General features: G+C 37.0%; 24 protein-coding genes. 14 read left to right on the forward strand and 10 right to left on the reverse strand.

Annotation, left to right across the window (positions count from 1 at the left end):
- Nucleotides 1-68: 68 nt before the first annotated feature.
- Complete coding sequence (locus tag ACY45D_RS09315) at nt 69-1073, reverse strand: SDR family NAD(P)-dependent oxidoreductase (RefSeq protein ID WP_463106489.1); 1005 nt, start codon at nt 1071-1073, stop codon at nt 69-71.
- 70 nt (nt 1074-1143) lie between these two features.
- On the opposite strand from ACY45D_RS09315, the gene tusD reads away from it, so the two are divergent.
- The 5 genes from tusD (at nt 1144) to ACY45D_RS09340 (ending at nt 3410) form a co-directional block, all read left to right on the forward strand.
- Nucleotides 1144-1512, forward strand: a complete 369-nt coding sequence (gene tusD / locus ACY45D_RS09320; RefSeq protein ID WP_463106490.1) for a sulfurtransferase complex subunit TusD — start codon at nt 1144-1146, stop codon at nt 1510-1512.
- Nucleotides 1513-1555: 43 nt separating this feature from the next.
- Nucleotides 1556-1906, forward strand: a complete 351-nt coding sequence (locus ACY45D_RS09325) for a hypothetical protein (protein ID WP_463106491.1) — start codon at nt 1556-1558, stop codon at nt 1904-1906.
- Nucleotides 1907-1929: 23 nt separating this feature from the next.
- Nucleotides 1930-2214: a DsrH/TusB family sulfur metabolism protein gene (locus ACY45D_RS09330; RefSeq protein WP_463106492.1), complete on the forward strand. Its 285-nt coding sequence runs from the start codon at nt 1930-1932 to the stop codon at nt 2212-2214.
- 112 nt (nt 2215-2326) lie between these two features.
- Nucleotides 2327-2650: a TusE/DsrC/DsvC family sulfur relay protein gene (locus ACY45D_RS09335; protein WP_463106493.1), complete on the forward strand. Its 324-nt coding sequence runs from the start codon at nt 2327-2329 to the stop codon at nt 2648-2650.
- A gap of 304 nt (nt 2651-2954) precedes the next feature.
- Nucleotides 2955-3410, forward strand: coding sequence for a DUF2087 domain-containing protein (locus ACY45D_RS09340; RefSeq protein ID WP_463106494.1), 456 nt, complete (start codon nt 2955-2957; stop codon nt 3408-3410).
- Nucleotides 3411-3829: 419 nt separating this feature from the next.
- Here the strand turns inward: ACY45D_RS09340 and ACY45D_RS09345 are convergent, their stop codons facing one another.
- Nucleotides 3830-5062, reverse strand: a complete 1233-nt coding sequence (locus ACY45D_RS09345) for an alkane 1-monooxygenase (RefSeq protein WP_463106495.1) — start codon at nt 5060-5062, stop codon at nt 3830-3832.
- 189 nt (nt 5063-5251) lie between these two features.
- Between ACY45D_RS09345 and ACY45D_RS09350 the strand changes: the two genes are divergently transcribed.
- Both ACY45D_RS09350 and ACY45D_RS09355 read left to right on the forward strand, forming a co-directional pair.
- The gene (locus ACY45D_RS09350) at nt 5252-6166 is read left to right on the forward strand and encodes an AraC family transcriptional regulator (RefSeq protein ID WP_463106496.1); all 915 of its coding nucleotides are present in this window, start codon (nt 5252-5254) and stop codon (nt 6164-6166) included.
- Between the two features lie 94 nt (nt 6167-6260).
- Entirely contained in the window at nt 6261-6752 is a 492-nt protein-coding gene (locus tag ACY45D_RS09355) for a GNAT family N-acetyltransferase (protein ID WP_463106497.1), read from the forward strand.
- A gap of 70 nt (nt 6753-6822) precedes the next feature.
- Here ACY45D_RS09355 and ACY45D_RS09360 read toward each other — a convergent pair whose 3' ends face one another.
- The 5 genes from ACY45D_RS09360 to ACY45D_RS09380 form a co-directional block, all read right to left on the reverse strand.
- A complete protein-coding gene (locus ACY45D_RS09360; protein WP_463106498.1) occupies nt 6823-7422 on the reverse strand; it encodes a GNAT family N-acetyltransferase in 600 nt (199 codons plus the stop codon).
- Between the two features lie 23 nt (nt 7423-7445).
- Nucleotides 7446-8297, reverse strand: coding sequence for an EamA family transporter (locus tag ACY45D_RS09365; RefSeq protein WP_463106499.1), 852 nt, complete (start codon nt 8295-8297; stop codon nt 7446-7448).
- A 91-nt stretch (nt 8298-8388) separates the two neighbouring features.
- The gene (gene fba, locus ACY45D_RS09370) at nt 8389-9426 is read right to left on the reverse strand and encodes a class II fructose-bisphosphate aldolase (protein WP_463106500.1); all 1038 of its coding nucleotides are present in this window, start codon (nt 9424-9426) and stop codon (nt 8389-8391) included.
- A gap of 130 nt (nt 9427-9556) precedes the next feature.
- On the reverse strand, nt 9557-9832 hold the full coding sequence (locus tag ACY45D_RS09375) for a hypothetical protein (RefSeq protein WP_463106501.1): 276 nt from the start codon (nt 9830-9832) through the stop codon (nt 9557-9559).
- Nucleotides 9833-10298: 466 nt separating this feature from the next.
- Nucleotides 10299-11486 carry a phosphoglycerate kinase gene (locus ACY45D_RS09380; RefSeq protein WP_463106502.1) on the reverse strand — a complete coding sequence of 396 codons (1188 nt, stop codon included), beginning with the start codon at nt 11484-11486 and terminating at the stop codon, nt 10299-10301.
- 140 nt (nt 11487-11626) lie between these two features.
- On the opposite strand from ACY45D_RS09380, the gene ACY45D_RS09385 reads away from it, so the two are divergent.
- Nucleotides 11627-12010 carry a DUF2237 family protein gene (locus ACY45D_RS09385; RefSeq protein ID WP_010111506.1) on the forward strand — a complete coding sequence of 128 codons (384 nt, stop codon included), beginning with the start codon at nt 11627-11629 and terminating at the stop codon, nt 12008-12010.
- Between the two features lie 36 nt (nt 12011-12046).
- Nucleotides 12047-12640 carry a Maf family protein gene (locus ACY45D_RS09390; protein ID WP_463109470.1) on the forward strand — a complete coding sequence of 198 codons (594 nt, stop codon included), beginning with the start codon at nt 12047-12049 and terminating at the stop codon, nt 12638-12640.
- Between the two features lie 81 nt (nt 12641-12721).
- Here the strand turns inward: ACY45D_RS09390 and ACY45D_RS09395 are convergent, their stop codons facing one another.
- On the reverse strand, nt 12722-13105 hold the full coding sequence (locus ACY45D_RS09395; RefSeq protein ID WP_463106503.1) for a hypothetical protein: 384 nt from the start codon (nt 13103-13105) through the stop codon (nt 12722-12724).
- A gap of 228 nt (nt 13106-13333) precedes the next feature.
- Between ACY45D_RS09395 and ACY45D_RS09400 the strand changes: the two genes are divergently transcribed.
- The 5 genes from ACY45D_RS09400 to ACY45D_RS09420 all read left to right on the forward strand — a co-directional run bounded on the left by ACY45D_RS09400 (nt 13334) and on the right by ACY45D_RS09420 (nt 20644).
- A complete protein-coding gene (locus tag ACY45D_RS09400; protein ID WP_463106504.1) occupies nt 13334-14497 on the forward strand; it encodes a ribosomal protein uL16 3-hydroxylase in 1164 nt (387 codons plus the stop codon).
- Between the two features lie 110 nt (nt 14498-14607).
- Complete coding sequence (tehB, locus tag ACY45D_RS09405) at nt 14608-15471, forward strand: SAM-dependent methyltransferase TehB (protein ID WP_463106505.1); 864 nt, start codon at nt 14608-14610, stop codon at nt 15469-15471.
- Nucleotides 15472-15643: 172 nt separating this feature from the next.
- Nucleotides 15644-17314 carry an FMN-binding glutamate synthase family protein gene (locus ACY45D_RS09410; protein ID WP_463106506.1) on the forward strand — a complete coding sequence of 557 codons (1671 nt, stop codon included), beginning with the start codon at nt 15644-15646 and terminating at the stop codon, nt 17312-17314.
- 188 nt (nt 17315-17502) lie between these two features.
- Complete coding sequence (locus tag ACY45D_RS09415) at nt 17503-18765, forward strand: mechanosensitive ion channel family protein (RefSeq protein ID WP_463106507.1); 1263 nt, start codon at nt 17503-17505, stop codon at nt 18763-18765.
- Nucleotides 18766-18781: 16 nt separating this feature from the next.
- Complete coding sequence (locus tag ACY45D_RS09420) at nt 18782-20644, forward strand: ABC transporter ATP-binding protein (protein ID WP_463106508.1); 1863 nt, start codon at nt 18782-18784, stop codon at nt 20642-20644.
- Between the two features lie 242 nt (nt 20645-20886).
- Here ACY45D_RS09420 and ACY45D_RS09425 read toward each other — a convergent pair whose 3' ends face one another.
- Both ACY45D_RS09425 and mmsB read right to left on the reverse strand, forming a co-directional pair.
- Complete coding sequence (locus tag ACY45D_RS09425; RefSeq protein WP_463106509.1) at nt 20887-22389, reverse strand: CoA-acylating methylmalonate-semialdehyde dehydrogenase; 1503 nt, start codon at nt 22387-22389, stop codon at nt 20887-20889.
- 11 nt (nt 22390-22400) lie between these two features.
- On the reverse strand, nt 22401-23288 hold the full coding sequence (mmsB, locus tag ACY45D_RS09430; protein ID WP_463106510.1) for a 3-hydroxyisobutyrate dehydrogenase: 888 nt from the start codon (nt 23286-23288) through the stop codon (nt 22401-22403).
- Nucleotides 23289-23357: the final 69 nt, after the last annotated feature.

A 23357-nucleotide genomic window follows, 5' to 3' on the forward strand; every position in this document is an offset into this window, starting at 1 on the left:
CTATGCTAAACATGATCAATAAAAATGTAAATGATAATTATTTGCAATAATTTAAATTTACGAGTGACTTAGCGATTATTTAAAGTGTTTTGGAAAAATCTCCATTCATCTTCAATCATTTGTTTTAATGACCGTTTTGGCTGCCATTGCAAGATGTCAAATGCTTTACTGCTATTGGATGCGACCTGATCAAGTTCTTGCATTTGATAAGATGCAACCATCTGAGGGATATCGGTTTCTGTTACTTCTTCAACAACTTTAATCAAATTCTTGATCGAAGATAAATGTCCTGCGATATCAAAACTTTCACAGACATTTTGCTGCCCTTGTAGCCAAAGGATACTGGCTTGCACGGCGTCACATACATCAAGCACGTGTACAAAACTACGCTCTGTGGTTCCATCTTCAGTCTGAGCATATTGTTGTAACTCAATCGCTTCACGTTGTTGAGCAGCAACTTGTAAGATCAATGGCACAATGTTTTTCGGCATGGGAACAACAAATTCGCCCAGTACGCCATGCTCAAAAGCACCCACCACATTTGCAACACGCAACATTGCAATGCGCCATTCGCTATCTGTTCTAAAGGTATCTCGGATGATTTCTTCAATCATCTGTTGTGATTTGATATATGGGTTTGGGTATGAATAGTTAAAAGCTGTATTTTCATTCAGTTTGGTACTGGACTGAGCATAAGCGGCCAGACTTGAAATATGCACTAAGTTTCGTACACCTGTTCGTTGCATAGCGCGTAGCAAGCTCATGATACAACTGACATTATCATTATAATATTCAAGTGGTTTAAGCACCGATTCTTCAATCGATTTAAACCCTGCACAGTGGATGACGACATCAATTGAATACTGTTCAAACACTTTATTCAACGCAGGCGTATTTCGGATATCAATTTTGACAAAAGGAATGTACATTCCCGTAATATATTCTAGGCGTTCTAAAGACTGTAAATTTGCATTGGCTAAGTTATCAACAATGACGACCTCTTGCCCTTGAGCAAGCAAGCTTAAAACCACATGCGAGCCTATAAAGCCTAAACCACCAGTCACTAAAATCATTGTATACTACCTATTTATTATCAAGTTTGAATGTTGCAAAGTCGCTTTCCATTCTCCAAGTGAAATTCCAATGAGTACATTATTGCTAATCACCTCTGCGCCAAATTCCATCCATGCATGGCATGCTTTAGGTCTTGCGCAAGCTTTAAAAAGCAAAAATCAACATTTCCGTGTTTTCTTCTACCAAGACGGTGTACAAGTTGCGAACAATTTGCAATGGATACCAGATGATCAACGCAACTTAACTGCCGAGTGGCAAAAGCTGGCAATAACACTTCCTGTGTGTGTCAGTGCTGCTTTAGCACGTGGGATCACGGATGAGGAGAATGCTAAGCGTCACCAAATTCACGCTGCTAACCTTGCTCAAGGATTTGAACTTGTCGGCTTAGGTGAACTTGCAGATGCTGTTCAATCTACAGATCGCTTAATTCAATTCTAGGTTGTTATTTTTATTCAATTGTTGCATTTAAAAGGTAAATTGTGTGAAAACTGTACTCGTCATATTAACCCAAGCCAATTTGAATAGCTTGCAGGTGCATGAGAGCCTTTCTGCGACCATGGTTTTAGCTACTTTTGGCTGTGAAGTCAAAGTGTTACTACAAGGCGCAGCGTTGAGTTTATTGCATGCAGAAGTAGCATTTAATGGCTTAAAACATGCCTTCAAAGTGGCATCAAATATGGTGGATAGCTTTGAGTTTTATGATTTGACTCCTGTTTTAGTAGAAAATAAGGATAAAAACTCAAATTTCGTTACGCAATCACAACAAGAGCTCGCATTTATTGATTTAAATGCTGAATTTATTCAATCATTTGATCATGTGTTGTATTGGTAAAAGGCTCAATCAGGTAATCTTTCATGTCAGATAAAACACTTTATTTAATTCAATCTTCTTTTCAGCATACAGATGCTGTGTTAAATCAATTAGAACGTATCTATTCAACACATGATTCTGTGGTTTTAATGGGCGATGCTGTTCTATTTGCACATGATCCACGTGTTTTAAATAAACAGCATGTTGCTGTATTGGAAAATGATGCTGAAATTTTAGTTGAATCTTTACCCACACAGATACAAAAATTGTCATACGATCAATTTGCAGACTTGGTTTTAAGTTTTAAGCGTTGTATTCGTTTAAACTAATAGAGCGAATAATGTTTTTGCACTCAGTCCATTTAAATATTTTCTTTTCGTAGTATTTATATCCATGAAATCAGCAGTATAAATCTATGATTCAATTTGCTTAGGCTATTTTATGAGTTTAGAACTAAATTTGGAATTAGATCAAGACGGTCATTTACTTGATTACACCATTTGGAATGAAGATGTCGCAAAAACTTTAGCAAAAACTTTAGACTTAGAGTTAACCGCATGGCATTTTGAAATATTACAAGCTGTACGCCAATTCTATGCACAATTTGGACACTCGCCTGCAACACGCCCATTGATTAAATTTTTAATGAAAACAGTGAGTCCTGAGATTAATAATGCTGTTTTACAAGAGAAATTTAATACAGGTTTAGTGGCTCGTCATTTAAGCCGTTTGGCGGGTGTACCTAAGCCTGCGAATTGTCTATAAACGGCAATAAGTACTATACAAACTTTACGCTTTTAACACATACACCATGTCGTTGTAGCAGAATGCTTTACGACAATCTCATTAGTTACAACTAGCGTGAAGATAATTGTATAAAAATTTATTTGTTGTCTTATGAGAAAATTAATTTAAAATTTTACTTTATTTTTATACATTGCTGTTTGATTTTTAATGAATAGATCAAACACTTCGACCTATTGGTTTAAGCAATATCTAAATCCAAAAAAGTAAAAATGAATAAGGAAAAATTCGCTTTTACAGTGATATAAACAAAAAGAGTTTAAAAATGAATACCATGACTTCTGAAATAACCATTCATCAACAAGATATATGGGCAATACTACAACGCCTTTTAAAGAAAAAAGATTTCACGCTTAAAAACCTAAAGCATGAAGAATTTCAGACGTGTTTGGCATTGGCTTCATTGACCATTGCATCATCCCAAATACTCAATGAAAAGGATGTTAATGAAGCACTGAAAGATTGGTTAAATGGTACTGGAAGCATACTCTGGATTGATCATGTTGAATTGCGTAGAACATTGATCGATTATGGTTTTTTGCATCGAAACTTAGCTGGAAACGAATATCAAAGATTACAGCTTTTAGCTAACCACCCTGCAAAACCATACCTTGATGTTTTATCTATGATGGATATTGATGATACGATTTTTAAAATCAAACAACAGATCGAACAGCAAAAACTGGAAAGAATGAATCAGCACATGAAAGACGCTCATTAGCATTACTATTTAACCTGAGCTCGGGATAAGATATGTTTCCAATTATATGATACTCGGAAACGTCAGTCGCATTGTTCGAGGCCAGACTACATCTACAATATACTGTTTTTGCAATTTATTTGATAGTTGATAGTATTTGTCGAGTTGGCGACTGACAAATGGTTTTGCCTACTTTTCCCGAAAGAAAAGTAGGTCGAACCGAAGGTTAATCCTTACATCTGATTTTAAACGGTAAGACTCCGTTGTGCCTGACCTATCTTTTCAATAACTTACATCAGAGTTTATCCCGAACTGACGTTATTTATTCCAAAATATTTAAATCCTTCTGTTGTGAAGAGCATGCCACCACTTTCCCATAAAAATCCCCTCCTTTAAAAAGGAAGGGATTTTTAGATCAATCACTTAATCAATAAAATATCTTAAACATCTTGTTTCGATGAATTTAATAACTTATCAATCACACCAAACTTTTTGAATAAGCTTGCACGGCGTTTTGGATAAATATTGGCTTTATTCAAATCGCCTTGATAATGATCAAATACACGCTTATCCATGATTTTAAACCACCAAGAAGGAATCAATGCAGGTAATAACATACTTGCATAACCACTCGGTAATTCAGGCGCTTCATCAAAATGACGCAAAGCTTGGAATGGACGTGTCGGGTAAGCATGATGATCTGAATGACGTTGTAACTGATATAAGAATAAGTTCGTTACAATGTTATTGTTATTCCAACTATGCTCTGGCATGGTACGTTCATATTTACCATTTTCATTCTTTTGGCGTAATAAACCATAATGCTCAATATAGTTAATAATTTCAAATAAACCAATACTATACACCGATTGAGTAGCTAAGTAAGGCAATATACCTGTTCCAAATAAACCGACCATTGAAGAATGAAAAGCTGCGGTCATTCCCCAACCTTGTAATAATTCATTTTCTTTTGACCAAAAGCCTAAACCTTTACGTTTTAAACGGTTGGTTTCAATTTCTATTGCAGATTTAAATGAACCAATCACGGTACGTGGTAAAAACTCATAGAACGTCTCACCCATTTTTGAAGAAGCTGGATCTTCTGGTGTTGCTGCACGTTTATGATGCCCATACGGATGTTCAATACGGAAATGGTTATAACCCGAAGGAACTAAAGCCAAATGCGAAAGAATATGGTCCATACGATCATGTTTATGGCTTAACTCATGTGCAGTATTGATCGCAATGCCGTTAATCGCGCCCATGGACATCCCTAATAAAATTTTATCCAGTAAAGACGTTTGTTTACGACTTACTAAATAACATGCATAGACATTGGCTGCATATTGAATCGGGATAAATGATTTCACCAAACGCGCATAGTAAGGGTCTTGCTCTAGAAGTTTTACATCTTCAGCCGTTGGATTGTTTTTATCTTTACCAATCAATGAATCAATTGTTGGAATAATCACGTGTAAAACAAGTGGGCCACCCAATGCGAATACTTTTTTCAAAGGTTTTGGCGCAACATGATAGCCTGCTAAAATACCTAAACCAATCACAGGTAATGATGGACTAATCATCCATAAATATCTTTTTTTATCGAGCTGAAAACCTGACTTTTGCTTTACATCCTGAAGCTGTAATTCAGTCATTTGTACTGGAGCATTCATAACTTCACCTTTTAATGCCTTATTCTTATGTATATATTTGTTTATTCAGGCATTGAACAACAGTTGTAATCGTCCAAAAAAGCTATGTAAAAGTCTTTGGCACATTCAACCTAGAAATTGTCCTATTCGCACATGCTTTAACACACGATGGGTTTTATAATCATCGCTATGGGATATTGAAATAAGTCTATGGATGCACTGAGTAAAATTTTTGATGATATTCATCTAAATCACTCTGAATATATCTATTTGCAGGCTCAAGGTGCTTGGGCTTTTGAATACGCAGAACAATCCGCTGTAATTGCGCATATTATTTTATATGGTCAAGCGCACGTAAAATTTCATCATCAAAGTTTAAATCTAAACACGGGTGACATGTTGCTCATCCCTGCGGGACTACAACATCAAGTCATGGCGACAGCAGATCAAAAATTAGTTGAAGTATTAAGTATTCATTCACTGTTTAATGGTTTAAGACAAGATGCAATTGAGTTTGGTCAAGGTGAAAGTGAAAAGACCTTAATCCTCACGGTCAGATGTCAACTCAATGCGATTATGGCCAAACCTTTAGTGAATGCCTTACCACCCTACTTACATATCCAAAATGCTTTGAGTGATGAAGCACCTGAGTGGTTACGTATCGGATTATATTTTGTTTCAGCTGAAACACGTCGAACCATGGCGGGTAAAAACAAGATCATGGATCATGTGGTCAGTATCATGGTGATTGAATGTGTACGTGATTATATTGAGCAAATGCAGCATCAGAACAACTGGTTGAATGCCTTAATTCATCCTGAGCTTTCCAATGCACTCGCTGCCATTCACAGTCAACCTGAATTAGGCTGGACGGTAGAAGCACTGGCTGAAACCTGTTGCATGTCACGTTCTAAATTTGCCAATTTATTCAATCAGATTGTTGGAGAAACACCTTTGGCCTATTTGCAACAGCATCGGCTTCGTTTGGCTAGCCAATTGCTTAAACAAGGTCAACTTTCTATTCAACAAATTGCCCACCAAGTCGGTTATTCCTCTGAAACAGCATTTAGCCAAGCTTTTAAAAAGCAATTTGAACTGAGCCCGAGTCAATATCGCAATCAGTAAGCAATTGATTATTATTTATTTTTAAACAAAATCGAGACATAAGTATAGACGTTTAAAATCAATACATATTCACCTAGATAGAAGAACCTTATAAATGACTAAAATTTATTTTCAAAGTTTAAATATCGACCATGCAAATATACTCTTTGAATATTTGCAAGAAGAGGCGCTTTACCACTATATTCCAGATCAAAAATACGCATCTATACAAGCACTTAAACAAAGATATTCACGTTTAATTCAAGGTTCAGTCACTGCTGACGAAATTTGGATGAACTGGGTTATGTTCAATGATTCAGTACTCAAACAACCAATCGGAACTTTACAAGCAACGCTTTTCCCACAACAAAATACAGTTCAAATTGGCTATGTTATTTTTAAACCATTTTGGGGCAAAGGCTATGCCTCCAAAGCTGTTGAATGGCTTGAAACACATTTAACAAAAACGTTCCCTATCCAATATCTTGAAGCCTATGTCGATCCACAAAATACCGCTTCAATCAAAGTATTAGAGAAAAATCTTTTCAATTTTATCAAGTTGGAAGATGATGATTTATATTATTCAAAATCCATAAGTAATCTATAAGTTAAAATATCCATCTTAGAATAAGTTGCTATTTTTTATAGACTGATTTTATTGATGTGGTGAAGCCGATTTAATGACACGCCAATAAATCTTCTAAATGTGCTTCTACATTAGCCCATTCACCTTTTACGATGCTGTACATCACCGTATCTCGAATCGTGCCATCCTTACGTAAAGCATGACCACGAATGACACCATCCTTTTTAGCACCTAAACGCTCAATTGCTTTTTGGCTTTTAAAATTAAATTGATCTGTACGTAACCCCACAGTATTGGCCTGAAGTTGTTCAAATGCGAACTTCAATAACAGTAACTTACAGGTTGTATTGACATGTGTTCGCTGTACCGATTTTGCATACCATGTATAACCAATCTCAAAACGTTTTACTTGTAATAAAATATCGTGAAAACTAGTCGTTCCAAGAACCTTCCCCGTACTTTCTTCGATTACAGCAAAGGGATAACGACTTCCCTGCGCTTTTTGCTCTAAGGCTGTTTCGATATATTGTTTAACTTCTGAAAAATGTGGTGCCGAAGTAATTCTTAAATTCCACAACTCACCATCTTTACAGGCTTCTGCAAGCCCTTGCTCATGCGCATAAGATAAAGGAATAAGGCGTACGTTATTTTGTACCAATTCAATATTTTCTAAGAATACGTTTTCGATCATAATTTACTCCTTTATTTTAATTTTCAAATCGCCAAAGCCAAACACATCACGCCTGCAAGTCCTAAAACAAGACCAAGTACCGTTATATTGTTCAGTTTCTCTTTGAAAATGAATAAACCTGCAATCACACCAAATAGCACAACGAGAATATTCATCCCTGCAAAAACGATGGCTGGAGAGTCTTTTAATAGAATATGTGCTTTTACATATAACGCGATATTGGCAAAATTTAAAAATCCTAAAAATAAACCTGCGGCAATATTTTTTATTTTCCATTGAGCTTTTTGAATAAGAAGATAGAGAATAGAAAGAATAAAAGCACAAATAAACATCAAAGTTAATATGACAGGAAATTGTAGCCCCAAACTTGTGGTGTATTTTAATAAAATATCAACCATCGCATAACCAACCCATACGCTAAGCAGAAAAAACATTCCATTGCGATTTAAAGCGGTCTTTGATGCACCTGATTGTGAAAAAATAAGACATAATACGGCGATAATACCCAGTACTACCCCAATTATTTTCAATTGACTAAATTGTTCTTGAAATAAGAAATAAGCGGCTAATAGCGACAATACAACAGATAACCGTTGTGCAATTTCAGTTTTTAGAATCCCTGCGGTCTGTAAAGATTTGGCTAAACACAAAAAGATACTGGGTAACACCATACCCAATACAACGATCAACCACCACGGTGTCGCAGAAACCGAAATATGTGCTAAATCAGGTTTAAACCATAGATGACTCAAAATACTGGCAATGGCATAGTTCCAAGCAATCATTTGTAAAGCATCAAAACCTTTATTTTTGGCAAATTTTAAAAGGATCGATACCAGTACACTACACAATGCTGCTGAAAATATAAGTTCCATTGTTGTCTTCTTTTATCCGTTGATTCGTCAAGAAAAAGCCCACAATAACGTGGGCTTCTACTGTATAGCGCTGTATAAATAACGTTAAAAATTATTTATAACGATCGACCATTTTCTCTAAAGAAATTGGACGAATCTTGTCAGCATTACCCGCTGTACCAAACGACACATAACGATCTACGCAAATCTGTTTCATTGCATCAACAGTTTTAGCAAAGAATTTACGTGGGTCAAATTCGCTTGGTTGTTCAGCCATCATACGGCGCATCGCACCTGTAGACGCTAAACGTAAATCTGTATCGATGTTGATTTTACGAACACCATGCTTGATCGCTTCAACCAATTGCTCAACAGGAACACCATAAGTTTCTTTGATGTCGCCGCCGTATTGATTGATCACAGCTAACCATTCTTGAGGAACAGAGCTCGAACCATGCATAACAAGATGTGTATTTGGAAGTGCCGCATGAATTTCTTTAATGCGGTCAATTGCCAAAATGTCACCTGTTGGTGGACGAGTGAATTTGTATGCACCGTGTGAAGTACCTACAGCAATTGCCAAAGCATCTACATTAGTATCCGCTACGAATTGACGAGCTTCTTCAACTGAAGTCAGGAGTTGAGAATGGTCAAGAACGCCTTCTGCGCCAACGCCATCTTCTTCACCTGCCAAACCAGTTTCAAGGCTACCCAAGCAACCAATTTCACCTTCTACAGAAACACCACACGCATGCGCCATTTCAACAGTACGGCGAGTTACATCTACGTTATATTCATACGATGTCGGTGTTTTACCATCCGCACCTAACGAACCATCCATCATTACAGATGAGAAGCCAAGTTGGATAGAACGCTGACATACATCTGGATCTGTACCATGATCTTGATGCATTACCACTGGAATATGTGGCCATTCTTCAATTGCTGCCAAAATAAGATGACGTAAGAATGGAGCACCTGCATATTTACGCGCACCAGCAGAAGCTTGCACGATTACAGGTGAATTCGTTTCGTCTGCGGCTAACATGATTGCGCGCATTTGTTCTAAGTTGTTTACGTTAAACGCTGGAACGCCGTAGTTATGTTCACCGGCATGATCCAAGAGCTGGCGCAATGAAATAAGTGCCATAATATCCTCCCAGGTAATGCCCGATATTCTACATGGGGAATTATTTCAATTCAGCAACAATATTCACTATTTCATAAAAAATCCCTGCTTTAGCAGGGATTTTTAACAAATAACAACAAAGCAAAATTAATTATTGTGCTTTTGGTGCTTCTTCTGCTGTTGCAGGAGTTGCAACATCAGCAGGCGCATTGGCTTTTTCAGCAGGAACATCTGTATTCTTCTCATCCAAAACAGGCTGATCAATTGCGTCAATTGCTGCTTGTTGTTCTGGACTCACTGTTTCCGATTCAGTAGCAACGCTTGAAGCCGAAGTTTGTTCAGAAGCAGGTGCTTTGTCTTGTTTATTACACGCCGTTAAAGCTAAAGGTGCAAGAATAAGTGCAATCAGTACAAATTTAAATTTCATCACATTTTCCACATCTGGTGATTTAATGCTCACGATTTTATTGCAGATATATTTCATTTTGATGACTTAATTGTGAATCGCTGAATAAAAAAGGCTGACACATGGTCAGCCGATTCACAAAATTGTTGTTTATCTGACTTTAGTTCAAGATAAGATATTGTTCCAGATATATGATACGCGGGAACGTCAGTCGCATTGTTCGAGGCAGGACTACATACGTCATTTACTGTTTTTGCAATACATTAAGTACATAGCGGTATTGGACGAGTTTGCGACTGACAAATGGTTTTGCCTACTTTTCCCGAAAGAAAAGTAGGTCGAACCGAAGGTTAATCCTTACATTTGACTTTAAAGAATAAAACTCCGTCGTGCATAATCTAACTTTTTAATAGCTTACATCAGAACTTAACCCGAACTGACGTTATCTAAAATAATCAAACTCGATATTTAAATAAACACAATTCTATTATGCACGCTCTAACAATACAGCAACTGCTGGAAGTGTTTTACCTTCTACAAATTCAAGGAATGCACCACCACCCGTCGAGATATAACCGATTTTGTCAGCAACTTCATATTTATCAATAGCAGCCAAAGTATCACCACCACCTGCAATAGAGAATCCAGCTGATTCAGCAATCGCTAAAGATAAAGTTTTTGTACCTTCGCCGAATTGATCTACTTCAAATACGCCCACTGGGCCATTCCAAAGAATTGTTTTAGATGTTTTCAAGATTTCAGCAAATGCTTTTGCAGTTTCTGGGCCAACATCTAAAATCATGTCGTTATCAGTCACATCTTCAACTTTTTTCACAGTTGCTTTTGCTTTTGCCAAAGAACCCAAGAAGTCAGAAAAATCAATTTCAGCAGCATCAGCAACCACAACATCTGTAGGAAGTGGTACAGATACTTTAGCCGTAATAGCTTTAGCCGTATCGATTAAATCATTTTCACACAATGATTTACCGACATTGAAACCAGCAGCAGCCAAGAACGTATTGGCAATACCACCGCCAACAATCAATTGGTCACAAATATCAGAAAGTGAAGTCAATACATCAAGTTTTGTAGAAACTTTAGAACCTGCAACAATGGCAACCATTGGTTTTTCAGGTGTTTGTAATGCACGACCAAGTGCATCTAATTCCGCAGCCAATAATGGGCCTGCCGCAGCAACTTTCGCTAAACGAGCTACACCTTCAGTTGAAGCTTCTGCACGGTGTGCCGTACCAAATGCATCCATAACAAATACATCGCAAAGCGCTGCATATTTTGCCGCAAGTTCAGGATTATTTTTCTTTTCGCCAACGTTGAAACGGCAGTTTTCAAGTAGTACAACTTGTCCTGCTGCAACTTCAACACCTTCTAAATAGTCTGTAAATAATTTTACTTCTTGTCCTAAAGCTTCCGTCAAATACGCTGCTACTGGCGCAAGTGACTGCTCTGGTTGTGGTTCACCTTCAACAGGACGACCAAGGTGAGAATAAACCATGACTGCTGCACCTTTTTCGAGTGCTAACTTAATCGTAGGTAACGCAGCACGTAAACGTGCATCACTTGTAATCACACCATTTTTAACAGGAACGTTTAAATCTTCACGAATAAGAACACGCTTGCCCGTTAAATCAAGGTCAGTCATACGCTGAAAATTCATGTATAGCTCTCTTTATAGATATTAAAAATCGCGTAGATTCTAAATGATTACACAAAAAAAGGTTAGATACTTTTGTAGAAAAGCTGTAGAAATATTCAGATTTGATTATCATAGCCTTAACTTCGAAAATTTGTACGCTTATGTCTTTTCATCCAGATCCTAAAATTAATGGTTTAAATGTATTAGGTGAGCCTTTGGCAAGCTGTTGTTATTCACCGATTACAGGTTATTTCCGTAATGGTTTCTGTCATACAGCACCGTCTGATATTGGTCAGCATACTGTTTGTGCTGAAATGACTTCTGAATTTCTTAATTATTCCCAAAAAGTAGGCAATGATTTAATTACTCCTTTGCCTGAACATGGCTTCCCTGGTTTAGAACCTGGTGATTTTTGGTGTCTATGTGTCACTCGTTGGGTGGAAGCTTATCAAAATGATATGGCGCCACGGGTAAAATTACAGGCATGTCATCAAGCTGTTTTGTCTTATGTTCCATTAGATGTCCTGATGGAATATGCGGTTTAACTTTTGATGAACACTTCAAAAATGAATAATCCAAAGATAAACCATCCTGAAATCATTTTGGCCTCTTCTAGCCAAACACGTAAAGATTTAATGAATCGGTTACGATTGGATTATCGTTGTATTTCCCCTGATATTGATGAATCTGTTCAGGGTGAAACACATGCTGACGTTTTGGCTAAGCGTTTGGCTTTTGAAAAAGCACAAGTGATTGCCCAAGAAAATCCAAACGCTATTGTGATTGGTTCAGATCAAATAGCATGGCGTGAACATGCGCCGCAAGAATTTATCGGTAAACCTTTATCTGTAGAAAATGCCATACAACAGTTACAAGCCAATTCAGGCAAAAATGTCTTTTTTAGTACAGCTTTGAGTGTTCAACATTTGGCTTCTGGCTTTGAGCAAACATTGGTTGAACATTATCATGTTAAATTTCGAGATTTAAGCCTTGATGAAATCAAACGCTATATTGAAATTGATCAGCCTTTACATTGTGCAGGTAGTTTTAAGTGTGAAAGCTTAGGTATTAGTTTATTTGAACAAATGATTGGTCAGGATCAAACCACATTAATGGGTATGCCAATGATTCAATTATGTAATATTTTAAGAAAGTTAGGGATGAATTTGCCTTAATGATCAGATCATCAGACTACGCCACTATTCCTAGAATGAATAGCAAAGTCGCATAATCTAATGCTTAATATTGTGATTAATTTATATTATTTTTGAATCGTGTTCTTTAATCAATTGATTTAACTGTCTTTTAATTAAATTACTTTGGTAAATTTTTGAAAGTAAAACAAGAGAAATCATTGAAAACAATAGGATTCTTACATTACTTAAGTTATTTACCTTATTAAAACTCATTGTAAAATATAACGATACACCCATTATAACAATCATATTCATATTCATATACATTACACGCTTATATATACTGTGTTTTTCAACAGCTTTTTTTGCGTTTTTGTAAAATATATATTGTTGATACAATGGTACTTTATCTAAAGCCTCACATCTGTGCATCCAAGGAATACTCTTGGTCTGTTGAGCTATTTTTTGGTGTCTTTGTTCTACTTCCTGAGTAAAGTATGTCATCAGCTATTTTATTTGCTTGTTCTTTCGTAAACATCTTAGTTCTTCTTTGGATAATATATTGATATTTGATTCTTATTTTCAGTAAAGAATCATTTTAAGCGAGTCCTTAGGTTTAATTTTAATCTATTTTTTGAATTTTAAAATACCATTTTTGAATTTACTTGCACCATTCAGCTCATCATAAGACAATACACCTAATATTGATTTAAATTTGCTTAGGCTATTTTCATGTCGCAACCTTTAGATGTTTTAGGCGGAATCACCGCTGAACAATTCCTCTCAGAATACTGGCAAAAAAAACCATTATTGGTTCGTAACGCATTACCTGAAATTGCACATATTTTAGAACCCAATGATGTTATGGAATTGGCACTCGATGAAAATGTCACTGCACGTTTAATCAAACAAAAAGACAAAGATCCGAACCAATGGTCAGTTAAAAATTCACCACTCATCAAAGGCGATTTTCAAAAAATGCCAAAGCTTTGGACATTACTGGTTCAAGCTGTTGACCATTACTCATTTGATTTAGCAGAACTTTGGAAAAAGTTTCCATTTATTCCACAGTGGCGCCGTGACGATATTATGGTGTCTTATGCACCTCAAGGCGGTTCTGTAGGAAAACATTTCGACTTCTATGATGTATTTTTAGTACAAGGTTATGGACACCGTCGTTGGCAACTGGGACAAATGTGTGATGAAGATACAGACTTTGTTGCAGGACAACCGCTTAAATTACTCACAGACATCGATGTACATTTTGACGAAGTTTTAGCCCCAGGTGACTTACTCTATGTACCACCAGGTTTGGCACATTACGGCGTTGCTGAAGATGAATGCCTCACCTTCTCTTTTGGCTTCCGTATGCCAAATGTGACTGATATGATGGATCGAGTTTGTGACAAATTCTCAGAAAATCAAAGCTTGAAAAATCCTTTAATCGATATTATTCGTGATCAAGTTTCGCGCGCTGGTGAAGTAACTGAAAATGAATTGGCGTATTTAAAGGCAGAGATTTTGACTCAATTGCAAAACTCGATTGTTTTAGATGATGCAATAATGAGCTTAATGTCGGAATCTAAGTACCCTGAAAATATTCCAGAAGCTGAGGAACTTGGTACAGGTGATTTAGAAGATGCCTTAGATCAAGGCTATTTAATTCAATTAGAGCCTGCTTCTCGTTTACTCTACTCAGATCAAGACGATCAAGTTTTATTTTGGGCGAATGGTGAAGCTATTTGCATTTCTGAACAATTCACACCATTTTTACAACAAATTGCAGATGGTCAAAGTGTTGCATTGAATCAAAACTTAGCAGATGAGGAGATTTTAGAAGACCTCAGTCTGCTTTTAAATGAATCTGTGCTGATGCTTGTTCCGACAGAACAATAACGTATAGTACAAGGAGTCTAAACAAGACATTTAAGCTGAACTTTTAACTTAAAAATCCAGTTTAGACTCAGTTTTACAACAAACTAAAAATAAACTAAAAGGAGTGGTATATGAATGATTTACGTTGTTATCAACAACTTCCCATTTGGCAGTTTGTGACCATTCCTCAAGGCTTTAAACGTCCTCATAATACCAAACAAGGTACTTGGGCAAAATTAAATATTATTCAAGGTACGATTCATTTTGCAATGTTGAGTGAAACTGGAGACGTCCTTTCAGAGCATGAATTTAATACAGAGTCTCAGCCTCCGTTTATTCCGCCTCAAGCTTGGCACAAAATTGTCTCTGCATCCGAGGATGTAGAATGTCAACTGAGTTTTTATTGTGAACCCAATATTTATTTTGAGAAAAAATATAAATTAACAGCAACACATTCTGAGATTTTAGCAGCAATACCTTATATTCCTAAAGGCAAAGCGCTAGATATTGGCTGTGGTACGGGTCGAAATAGTTTATATCTGAATCAACATGGTTTTCAGGTCGATGCTTTTGATGTAAACCCACAAAGCATTCAAGTATTAGACGATATTATTCAGGCTGAAAATTTACAAAATATTCATACAGGCATTCGCGATCTAAATATAGACCAACATATAAACTCAACGTACAACTTTATATTTTCAACTGTCGTAATGATGTTCTTACAACCCAAAACAATCCCGACGCTCATTCAAAATATGCAACATGCAACACATCTGCATGGATTTAATTTGATTGTTTGTGCAATGGATACAGATGATTACCCTGTATTAAGCGATTTTCCTTTTAGTTTTAAGGAAAATGAACTACTTGATTATTATCAAGGTTGGAAAATTTTAAAATATAATGAGAACGTCGGTGAATTACACCGTGTTGATGAACAAGGTAAGCGTATTAAACAACGCTTTGCGACCTTATTTGCACAAAAGATTTAAAAAGTATTTTCTATTTTTGAGAAATTTTTTAAATCATCCGTTGAGTGTTTGAATGTTTATTCATGCTTTAAAATAGAATCTTTCTTATTTCTAACAATTCGTCACTTGAGAAAACCACTTAAAATTGGCAACTTAGTCACTATGATCGTCTTCAGTTGGACCAACTACTCATATGGCAAGCCCCGCTCAAGCAATAAGAAGTAAGTTCTTAAATACATTTTTTTCACGATATTCCGTTTGGTTTCTATGTCTGTTTATTTCAATCTATCTGACATGGATTATTTTCTTTTATGAAACACATTTTATTTATTACTTTTTCTCAGATACTTTTCTCAATGTCGTTTGGCTACTGACCATCATACTGAGTATTGTCGGTATATATGACATTATACAAAGCAAACACGCTATTTTAAGAAATTACCCGATTATGGGGCATTTCCGTTTTTTCTTTGAAAGCTTTCGTCCAGAAATTCGACAATATTTTATTGAATCAGATGAAGACGCCCTGCCTTTTTCACGCTCACAACGTAGTTTAGTTTACCAACGTGCAAAAAATGAAAATGCAGATAAACCTTTTGGCTCAATTATTGACGTTTATCAGGAAGATTATCGTTTTTTAACGCATTCTTTAGCACCCAAAAAGCCTGCTGATTACAATAGTTTTAGAATTAGTATTGGAAATGCACAATGTTCACAGCCTTATAGCGCATCAATTATGAATATTTCAGCGATGAGCTTTGGCAGTCTAAGCGCTAATGCGATTCGCGCACTGAACAAAGGCGCACAAATGGGCAATTTTTACCATGACACAGGCGAAGGTAGCTTAAGCCCTTATCATCTTGAATATGGTGGCGATGTTGTTTGGGAGCTTGGCAGTGGTTATTTTGGATGTCGTACTTTAGATGGCAAATTTGACCCAGAAAAGTTCCAAAAACAAGCTGTACTGGATTCAATCAAAATGATTGAAATCAAGCTTTCTCAAGGGGCTAAACCAGGACATGGCGGAATTTTACCTAAACATAAAATTAGTGAAGAAATTGCACAAATTCGTGGTGTACCACGTGATCGTGACTGTGTTTCCCCTGCGGCACATTCGGCTTTCAGTACGCCAATTGAAATGATGCACTTTATTCAAAAACTACGTGAATTATCCAATGGCAAACCTGTAGGCTTTAAACTCTGTATCGGGCAACCTTGGCAGTTCATGGGTATTGTAAAAGCCATGCTTGAAACAAAAATTGTCCCTGATTTTATTGTGGTCGATGGCTCTGAAGGTGGTACAGGCGCAGCGCCAATCGAATTAATCGACCATATGGGTACACCACTACGAGAAGGTTTACTCTTTGTGCATAACACCTTAGTCGGTGCAGGTTTACGTGATCAAGTGAAAGTGGGAGCAAGTGGTAAAATCATCAGTGCTTTTGATATTGCGAGCATAATGGCAACTGGTGCAGATTGGGTCAATTGTGCACGTGGTTTCATGTTTGCAGTGGGTTGTATTCAAGCGCAGAGTTGCCATACCAACCAATGTCCAGTAGGTGTAGCGACACAGGACAAAGAACGTCAAAAAGCACTCGATGTTCCTAATAAATCTGAACGCGTCTTTAATTTCCAAAAAAATACTTTAAAAGCTTTAGCTGAAATGATTGCAGCCGCAGGTTTACAGCACCCCGCTGAAATTAAAGCACACCATTTGGCGCAACGTATCAATGACCGTGAAATTAAAACCTATGCCCAACTTCACTTTTGGATGAAAAATGGAGAATTATTGAATTGTGAAAATAAAGATGATGAAAATTTCTATTTTAGAATGTGGAATTTAGCATCTGCTGAGGCATTTTAAACAGCATTAGACCATGAGAATTAAGTCAATTCTCATGGTCTCGTTACGAGATGTCTCATCTAGATCCTCCTAAAACAAAAAAATTGGTTAATTCAAGTGTTTTTAATGTGGTAAATACGTTACCTAAAATGTGATCTTTATTCAAAATCAATAAAATAGCCTCTAATCTAAACTCAGAGGTTTTACTTTTGGAAAAATATGAATTCATCCAAAATCTTAGAGATTGGTCTGATCAATACCCTTGGTTAGAAATGCTGACATCTTTAAGCTTACTCATTATATTTGCATTGGCAGCGAATTTTATTGCCAAACAAGTGGTTGTACGTGGAATTCGTAAGCTTATTTCCAAAATAAAATTTGCCAATAATGAAGTTTTTGCACAACACAGCGTCATTCGCCGTATTGCCAATATCATCCCAGCCATTGTGATAATGAATGGCATTGTGACCGTTCCGCATCTGTCTGAAAAAGTCATTTCAATGACTCAAATGTTAGCTCAAGCTTTCATTTTCTTAACCATTGCTTTAGCGGTGAGTGAATTTCTAAGCGTTTTTAATATTATTTATCAACGTAATCCCAAATCTCGAAATAAGCCAATCAAAGGGTATTTACAGTTGGTCAAACTGGTTATTTTCATTGTTTGTGGTTTGATGATTTTAGGAACATTCCTTCAAAAAGATGTATTTACGCTTTTAGCAGGTTTTGGTGCGATGGCAGCGGTGTTAATGCTGGTTTTCCAAAACACGATATTGTCTTTAGTCGCTTCGGTACAAATTTCTTCTTATGACATGGTTCGCATTGGAGATTGGATTGAAATGCCATCTTTAAGTGCTGATGGTACTGTCATTGATATGTCATTACATACGGTGACCATTGAAAATTTTGATAAGACCTTTACCACCATTCCAACCAATAAATTAGTGACAGATACCTTTAAAAACTGGCGAGGTATGTCGCAATCAGGTGTACGTCGAATTAAGCGTTCAATTTATATCGACCAATCCAGTATTCAATTCCTCTCTTTACAAGCACAAAGTCGCTTAAAAGAATTTTTATTACTGGAAAATTACCTCGATCAAAAACAAGATGAATTAAAAAGTTTTAACCAACAATTGCAGCATGAGTCAGTATATAATCAACGAAGATTGACCAATATTGGAACTTTCCGTGCTTATGTCGATGCTTATCTCAAACAGCATCCACGAATTTCCCAAAACAGCACTATTCTTGTTCGTCAATTACAGACCACAAGTGAAGGTTTACCTCTAGAAATCTATGCGTTTACCAATACAACGGTCTGGAATGATTACGAAGCCATTCAATCCGATATTTTTGACCATTTAATGGCAATCATTCCATTGTTTGGTTTAAGACTGTATCAAGCCCCATCAGGTGCTGATGTTCACGCAATGTTATCGCCGAAAATGAATGAAATTGACATGACAAGTTAAAAATTAAGAGGATTTTATGTTACTGCAATGGTTCGAAAAATTAGTAGATCCCTATCCATCTAAAGGTTTAAACGAACCATTGCCAACAAAATTCTTTCCTTTTGTATGGCAAGCTGCAACGGGCATAAAACGCTACTTAATCATTCTTATTGTTTTTACTGCGGCAACTGCAACATTTGAAGCTTTATTTTTTGCTCAAATTGGTCATTTGGTGGACTGGTTAACCCAGTCTAAACCCGATACTTTTTTGGCAGAACATAAAAATAACTTAATCATTCTGTCAAGTATTTTGCTGGCTAATATTTTCTTTGCCAGTATGCAATCTATTGTAAGACATCAAATTTTATATAGTAGTTTTCCAATGCGCCTACGTTGGCGTTTTCACAACCTACTATTACGACAAGGTTTAGACTTCTTCCACAATGATTTTGCAGGTCGTTTATCTGCCAAAGTGATGCAAACCTCATTAGCCGTGCGTGAGTTTTGGGTTATTTTGGGTGATATGGTGACTTATGTGGTGATCTACTTCATCACCATCAGTGTGGTGCTTGGTTCGATCTCACCTATTCTGCTCTTACCATTATTTTTATGGCTGATCCTATTTGTCAGTGCCGCGTTATATTACATTCCCAAATTAGGCAAAATTTCTAAAGAACAAGCCGATGCACGTTCAATTATGACTGGTCGTGTAACGGATGCTTATACCAATATTCAAACAGTCAAACTTTTTGCACATGCTGGCCGTGAAAGCCAATATGCGAAAGAGTCTATGAAAGAATTCATGACGACCGTATTTAAGCAAATGCGCTTAGGTACGGCTTATGAATTTTGCATTAATTTACTCACAGCTGTTCTATTTTTTGGTGTATTGGGCACTGCCGTTTGGTTATGGTTACAAAGTCAGGCTGCAATTGGTGTGATTGCTGCCACCACGGCGATGATTTTGAAACTGAATAGCATGGCTGAGTTTATGATGTGGCAAACCTCAGCGTTGTTTGAAAATGTCGGGACCATTCAAGATGGTATGCAAACACTTGGACGCCCAATTAAAATTCAAGACAAAGAAGATGCAAAACCTTTGGTTATTTCTAAAGGTAATATTCAATTTAAAGATGTCAGCTTTGCCTATAATGATAAAAATGTGATTGATCACTTTAACTTAGACATTAAACCGGGCGAAAAAATTGGGATTGTGGGACGTTCAGGTGCGGGTAAATCTACACTGATCCAGCTACTCTTACATTTTTATGAAGTCAATCACGGTAAAATTATCATTGATGATCAAAATATTGAAGATGTAACCCAAGACAGCTTGCGCAGAAATATTGCCCTCGTCACACAAGATACGTCATTGCTACATCGTACTGTTGCTGAAAATATTAAATATGGTCGTCCAGATGCAACTTACGAAGAAATGTTAGAAGCTGTGCGTAAAGCCAAAGCAGATGAATTTATCCCACAACTTTCAGATTTACGTGGACGCACAGGCTTTGACGCATACGTAGGTGAACGCGGGGTTAAGTTATCAGGTGGCCAAAGACAACGTATTGCGATTGCACGGGTATTCTTAAAAGACGCCCCTATCTTGATTTTAGATGAAGCAACCAGTGCCTTGGATTCAGAAGTTGAAGCTGCAATTCAATCGAGTTTAGATGAATTAATGCAAGGCAAAACCGTGATTGCGATTGCACATCGTTTATCAACAATTGCGCAAATGGATCGCTTAATTGTTTTAGATCAAGGGCATATTGCTGAACAAGGTACACATGAAGAGCTGATTGCTCAACATGGTATTTATGCACAATTATGGCAACGACAAACAGGTGGATTCTTGGTCGAACAGACGCACAAAGAACAGCCTGATATTGAGACGATTTAATTAATTGAAACCATTTAGATAATGTATTGTGAATCGGTTGTAGTCTAAAAGACTGCAACCTTTTTAAGCAGCATCATAAATACAGATAAAACAATTATTGACTTATTTTTTTAATCCAACCAATCAATAAACCAGATTGATCAGATATTTTGCACCCATTGCAAAATGCTCTTTTTAATACGTTAAATCTCCTATTAAACTTATTTTAATAGGAGATCTTTGAATCAATAAAATATTGAGAATTAAGTGATTTTAAATGCCAATGAGATGGCTTGGTCACTTTCTTCAGGCTCAGGCCATTTTTGAGATACCGTTTTTAACTTGGTATAAAAACGTGCTGCATCAGGGCCATATAAATGTGACTCACCAAATTTTGAACGGCGCAAACCACCAAAGTTAAAATAACTTACAGGTAAAGGCACGGGTACATTTACACCGATCATCCCTGATTCAACTTCCATAAAGAAACGATGTGCTGTTTTCCCATCCCGAGTAAAAATCACAGACCCATTACCAAACTCATGGCTATTGGTGATAAGAATGGCTTCATCTAAAGTATTTACTCGTAAAATTCCACGTGCTGGGCCAAACACTTCCTGCTTATAAAAATCCATATCTGTAGAAATGTAATCAAATAAAGTTGGACCGATGTAATAACCATTTTTATGCTGTGGATGCTCATATCCACGACCATCCAACAGCAACTCGGCACCATCTGCTACACATTGATCAATAGCTTTTAAGACAGATTGCTGTGATTGTGCTGAAATGACTGCACCAAAATCTGCTGTTGGGTCGTTATAAGCCCCTATTTTCAATGCCTTTGTTTTTTCAATAATGAGTGCACGTAGTTTATTTGCAGTTTCATCACCAACAGGAACGAGCAATGAAACAGCCATACAGCGTTGACTTGCTGAACCAAAACCTGCCGATACAAAAGCATTTGCAGCCGCTTCTAAATCTGCATCAGGCATCACCACCATATGGTTTTTGCCACCTGTAAATGATGCCACTCGTTTATTGTGTGATGTGCCTTTTTGGTAAACATATTCACCAATATGCGTTGAACCAACGAAGCTCACCGCTGCGATATCTGGATGTTCTAACATTGCATCTACAGCAACTTTATCGCCTTGAACAATATTAAATATATCATCTGGAAGCCCTGCTTCTTTCCACAAATCTGCAAAGAATAACGCAGCAGAAGGTACCTTTTCTGAAGGTTTCCAAACAATACTATTTCCGACTGAAACTGCCATTGCCATCATCACAGCAGGAATCATAATTGGAAAATTAAATGGTGTAATACAGCCAACCACACCCACTGGGACACGTACTGAAAACACATCAATATCACCTGCAACATTACGCGCATATTCACCTTTGGTGACTTGTGGTGCATTGCATGCAAACTCAATCCCTTCAATCGCACGACCAATTTCGCCTTTTGCATCGAGTATGGTTTTACCATGCTCACGGCCAATAATTTCTGCAAGCTCATCTGTTTTCGCAATCATCAATTCACGTAGTTTAAATAAAACTTGCAAACGTGTTGCATGTGAAGCCTTTGCCCATTTTTTAGCATTCGTAGATGTTGCAGCCTGAACAGCTTGATCGACTAAAGCAGCATCTGCATAAGCACAACGTGCAATTTCTTCACCCGTAGATGGATTAAAAACTGGGCCAGAATTTTGCGTCTGTGTAATGTGCTGTCCTGAAATATAATGTCCGATCATATTATTCATGTTCATTTCCCTTATGAAGTTTGCGAAATTAAATTAAAAATGCTACTAAAATCTGTTTTTCCATGCCCATTTTGGCTATGTGATCGATAAATATCTTTTGCGAGTTCGCCCATGGTGACCGTCGCACTGACTTCAGAGGCTGCTGTCATAGAAAGCCCTAAATCTTTGAGCATTAAATCGGTCATAAAGCCTGCAACATACCCTTTGCTCGAAGGTACATTTTCCAAAACATCGGGAACAGGATTGTATTTTTCAACACACCAATTCGCACCCGAACTGTTTTGAATAATTTCTGAAATAACTTTCGGGTCAAGCCCATGTTGTATTGCTAAATTCAAAGCTTCACTTGTACCAATCATATTGATGGCTAACAGCATGTTATTGCAGGCTTTTGCAATTTGGCCCGCGCCATGTTCGCCTGCGTGAAAAATGTTTTTACCCATTTTTTCAAGAACTGGTTTAGCACTTTCAAATTGCTGAATAGAACCGCCTACCATAAAAGTTAATGTCCCTGCTTGCGCAGCCAAAATACCCCCTGAAACGGGTGCATCAACAATATCAACGGCATAAGCCTTAGCAGCCAATGCAACTTCACGACTGACGGATGCAGCGATAGAAGAACAATCTATAATTAAGGTATTAGGCTTTAACTGCTTTAAAATCCCTTCTGAACCTAAAAAGAAGTTTTTCATGCTTTCAGAACTTGGCAGCATGGTGACGATCACATCTGCATTTTCAACAAGTTGTTGTTGATCTTGAGCAACTGTGCCACCGTAACTTTTAAACTGTTCTAAAGCTGCTTGGGACAAATCTGAACCAGTCACATTAAACTGTGCTTCGAGCAGATTTTTGGCCATAGGAAGTCCCATATTTCCGAGACCAATAAAGGAAATATTCATATCAATACCTGAAGTTAAATGTCGCTAAATTGAATACTGCTTGATTTAAGTGTTTGGATTTAATGAAGT

Source organism: Acinetobacter sp. BZX-2 (assembly GCF_055179795.1).

Coding starts and splice junctions, on each gene's coding strand:
- ACY45D_RS09340 (WP_463106494.1), top strand. CDS start 2,955: ATGAATACCATGACTTCTGAAATAACCATTCATCAACAAGATATATGG.
- ACY45D_RS09355 (WP_463106497.1), top strand. CDS start 6,261: ATGACTAAAATTTATTTTCAAAGTTTAAATATCGACCATGCAAATATA.
- ACY45D_RS09420 (WP_463106508.1), top strand. CDS start 18,782: ATGTTACTGCAATGGTTCGAAAAATTAGTAGATCCCTATCCATCTAAA.
- ACY45D_RS09350 (WP_463106496.1), top strand. CDS start 5,252: ATGGATGCACTGAGTAAAATTTTTGATGATATTCATCTAAATCACTCT.
- ACY45D_RS09365 (WP_463106499.1), bottom strand. CDS start 8,297: ATGGAACTTATATTTTCAGCAGCATTGTGTAGTGTACTGGTATCGATC.
- ACY45D_RS09335 (WP_463106493.1), top strand. CDS start 2,327: ATGAGTTTAGAACTAAATTTGGAATTAGATCAAGACGGTCATTTACTT.
- ACY45D_RS09375 (WP_463106501.1), bottom strand. CDS start 9,832: ATGAAATTTAAATTTGTACTGATTGCACTTATTCTTGCACCTTTAGCT.
- tusD (WP_463106490.1), top strand. CDS start 1,144: ATGAGTACATTATTGCTAATCACCTCTGCGCCAAATTCCATCCATGCA.
- tehB (WP_463106505.1), top strand. CDS start 14,608: ATGAATGATTTACGTTGTTATCAACAACTTCCCATTTGGCAGTTTGTG.
- ACY45D_RS09400 (WP_463106504.1), top strand. CDS start 13,334: ATGTCGCAACCTTTAGATGTTTTAGGCGGAATCACCGCTGAACAATTC.
- mmsB (WP_463106510.1), bottom strand. CDS start 23,288: ATGAATATTTCCTTTATTGGTCTCGGAAATATGGGACTTCCTATGGCC.
- ACY45D_RS09395 (WP_463106503.1), bottom strand. CDS start 13,105: ATGACATACTTTACTCAGGAAGTAGAACAAAGACACCAAAAAATAGCT.
- ACY45D_RS09410 (WP_463106506.1), top strand. CDS start 15,644: ATGGCAAGCCCCGCTCAAGCAATAAGAAGTAAGTTCTTAAATACATTT.
- ACY45D_RS09425 (WP_463106509.1), bottom strand. CDS start 22,389: ATGAATAATATGATCGGACATTATATTTCAGGACAGCACATTACACAG.
- fba (WP_463106500.1), bottom strand. CDS start 9,426: ATGGCACTTATTTCATTGCGCCAGCTCTTGGATCATGCCGGTGAACAT.
- ACY45D_RS09330 (WP_463106492.1), top strand. CDS start 1,930: ATGTCAGATAAAACACTTTATTTAATTCAATCTTCTTTTCAGCATACA.
- ACY45D_RS09315 (WP_463106489.1), bottom strand. CDS start 1,073: ATGATTTTAGTGACTGGTGGTTTAGGCTTTATAGGCTCGCATGTGGTT.
- ACY45D_RS09380 (WP_463106502.1), bottom strand. CDS start 11,486: ATGAATTTTCAGCGTATGACTGACCTTGATTTAACGGGCAAGCGTGTT.
- ACY45D_RS09345 (WP_463106495.1), bottom strand. CDS start 5,062: ATGAATGCTCCAGTACAAATGACTGAATTACAGCTTCAGGATGTAAAG.
- ACY45D_RS09360 (WP_463106498.1), bottom strand. CDS start 7,422: ATGATCGAAAACGTATTCTTAGAAAATATTGAATTGGTACAAAATAAC.
- ACY45D_RS09385 (WP_010111506.1), top strand. CDS start 11,627: ATGTCTTTTCATCCAGATCCTAAAATTAATGGTTTAAATGTATTAGGT.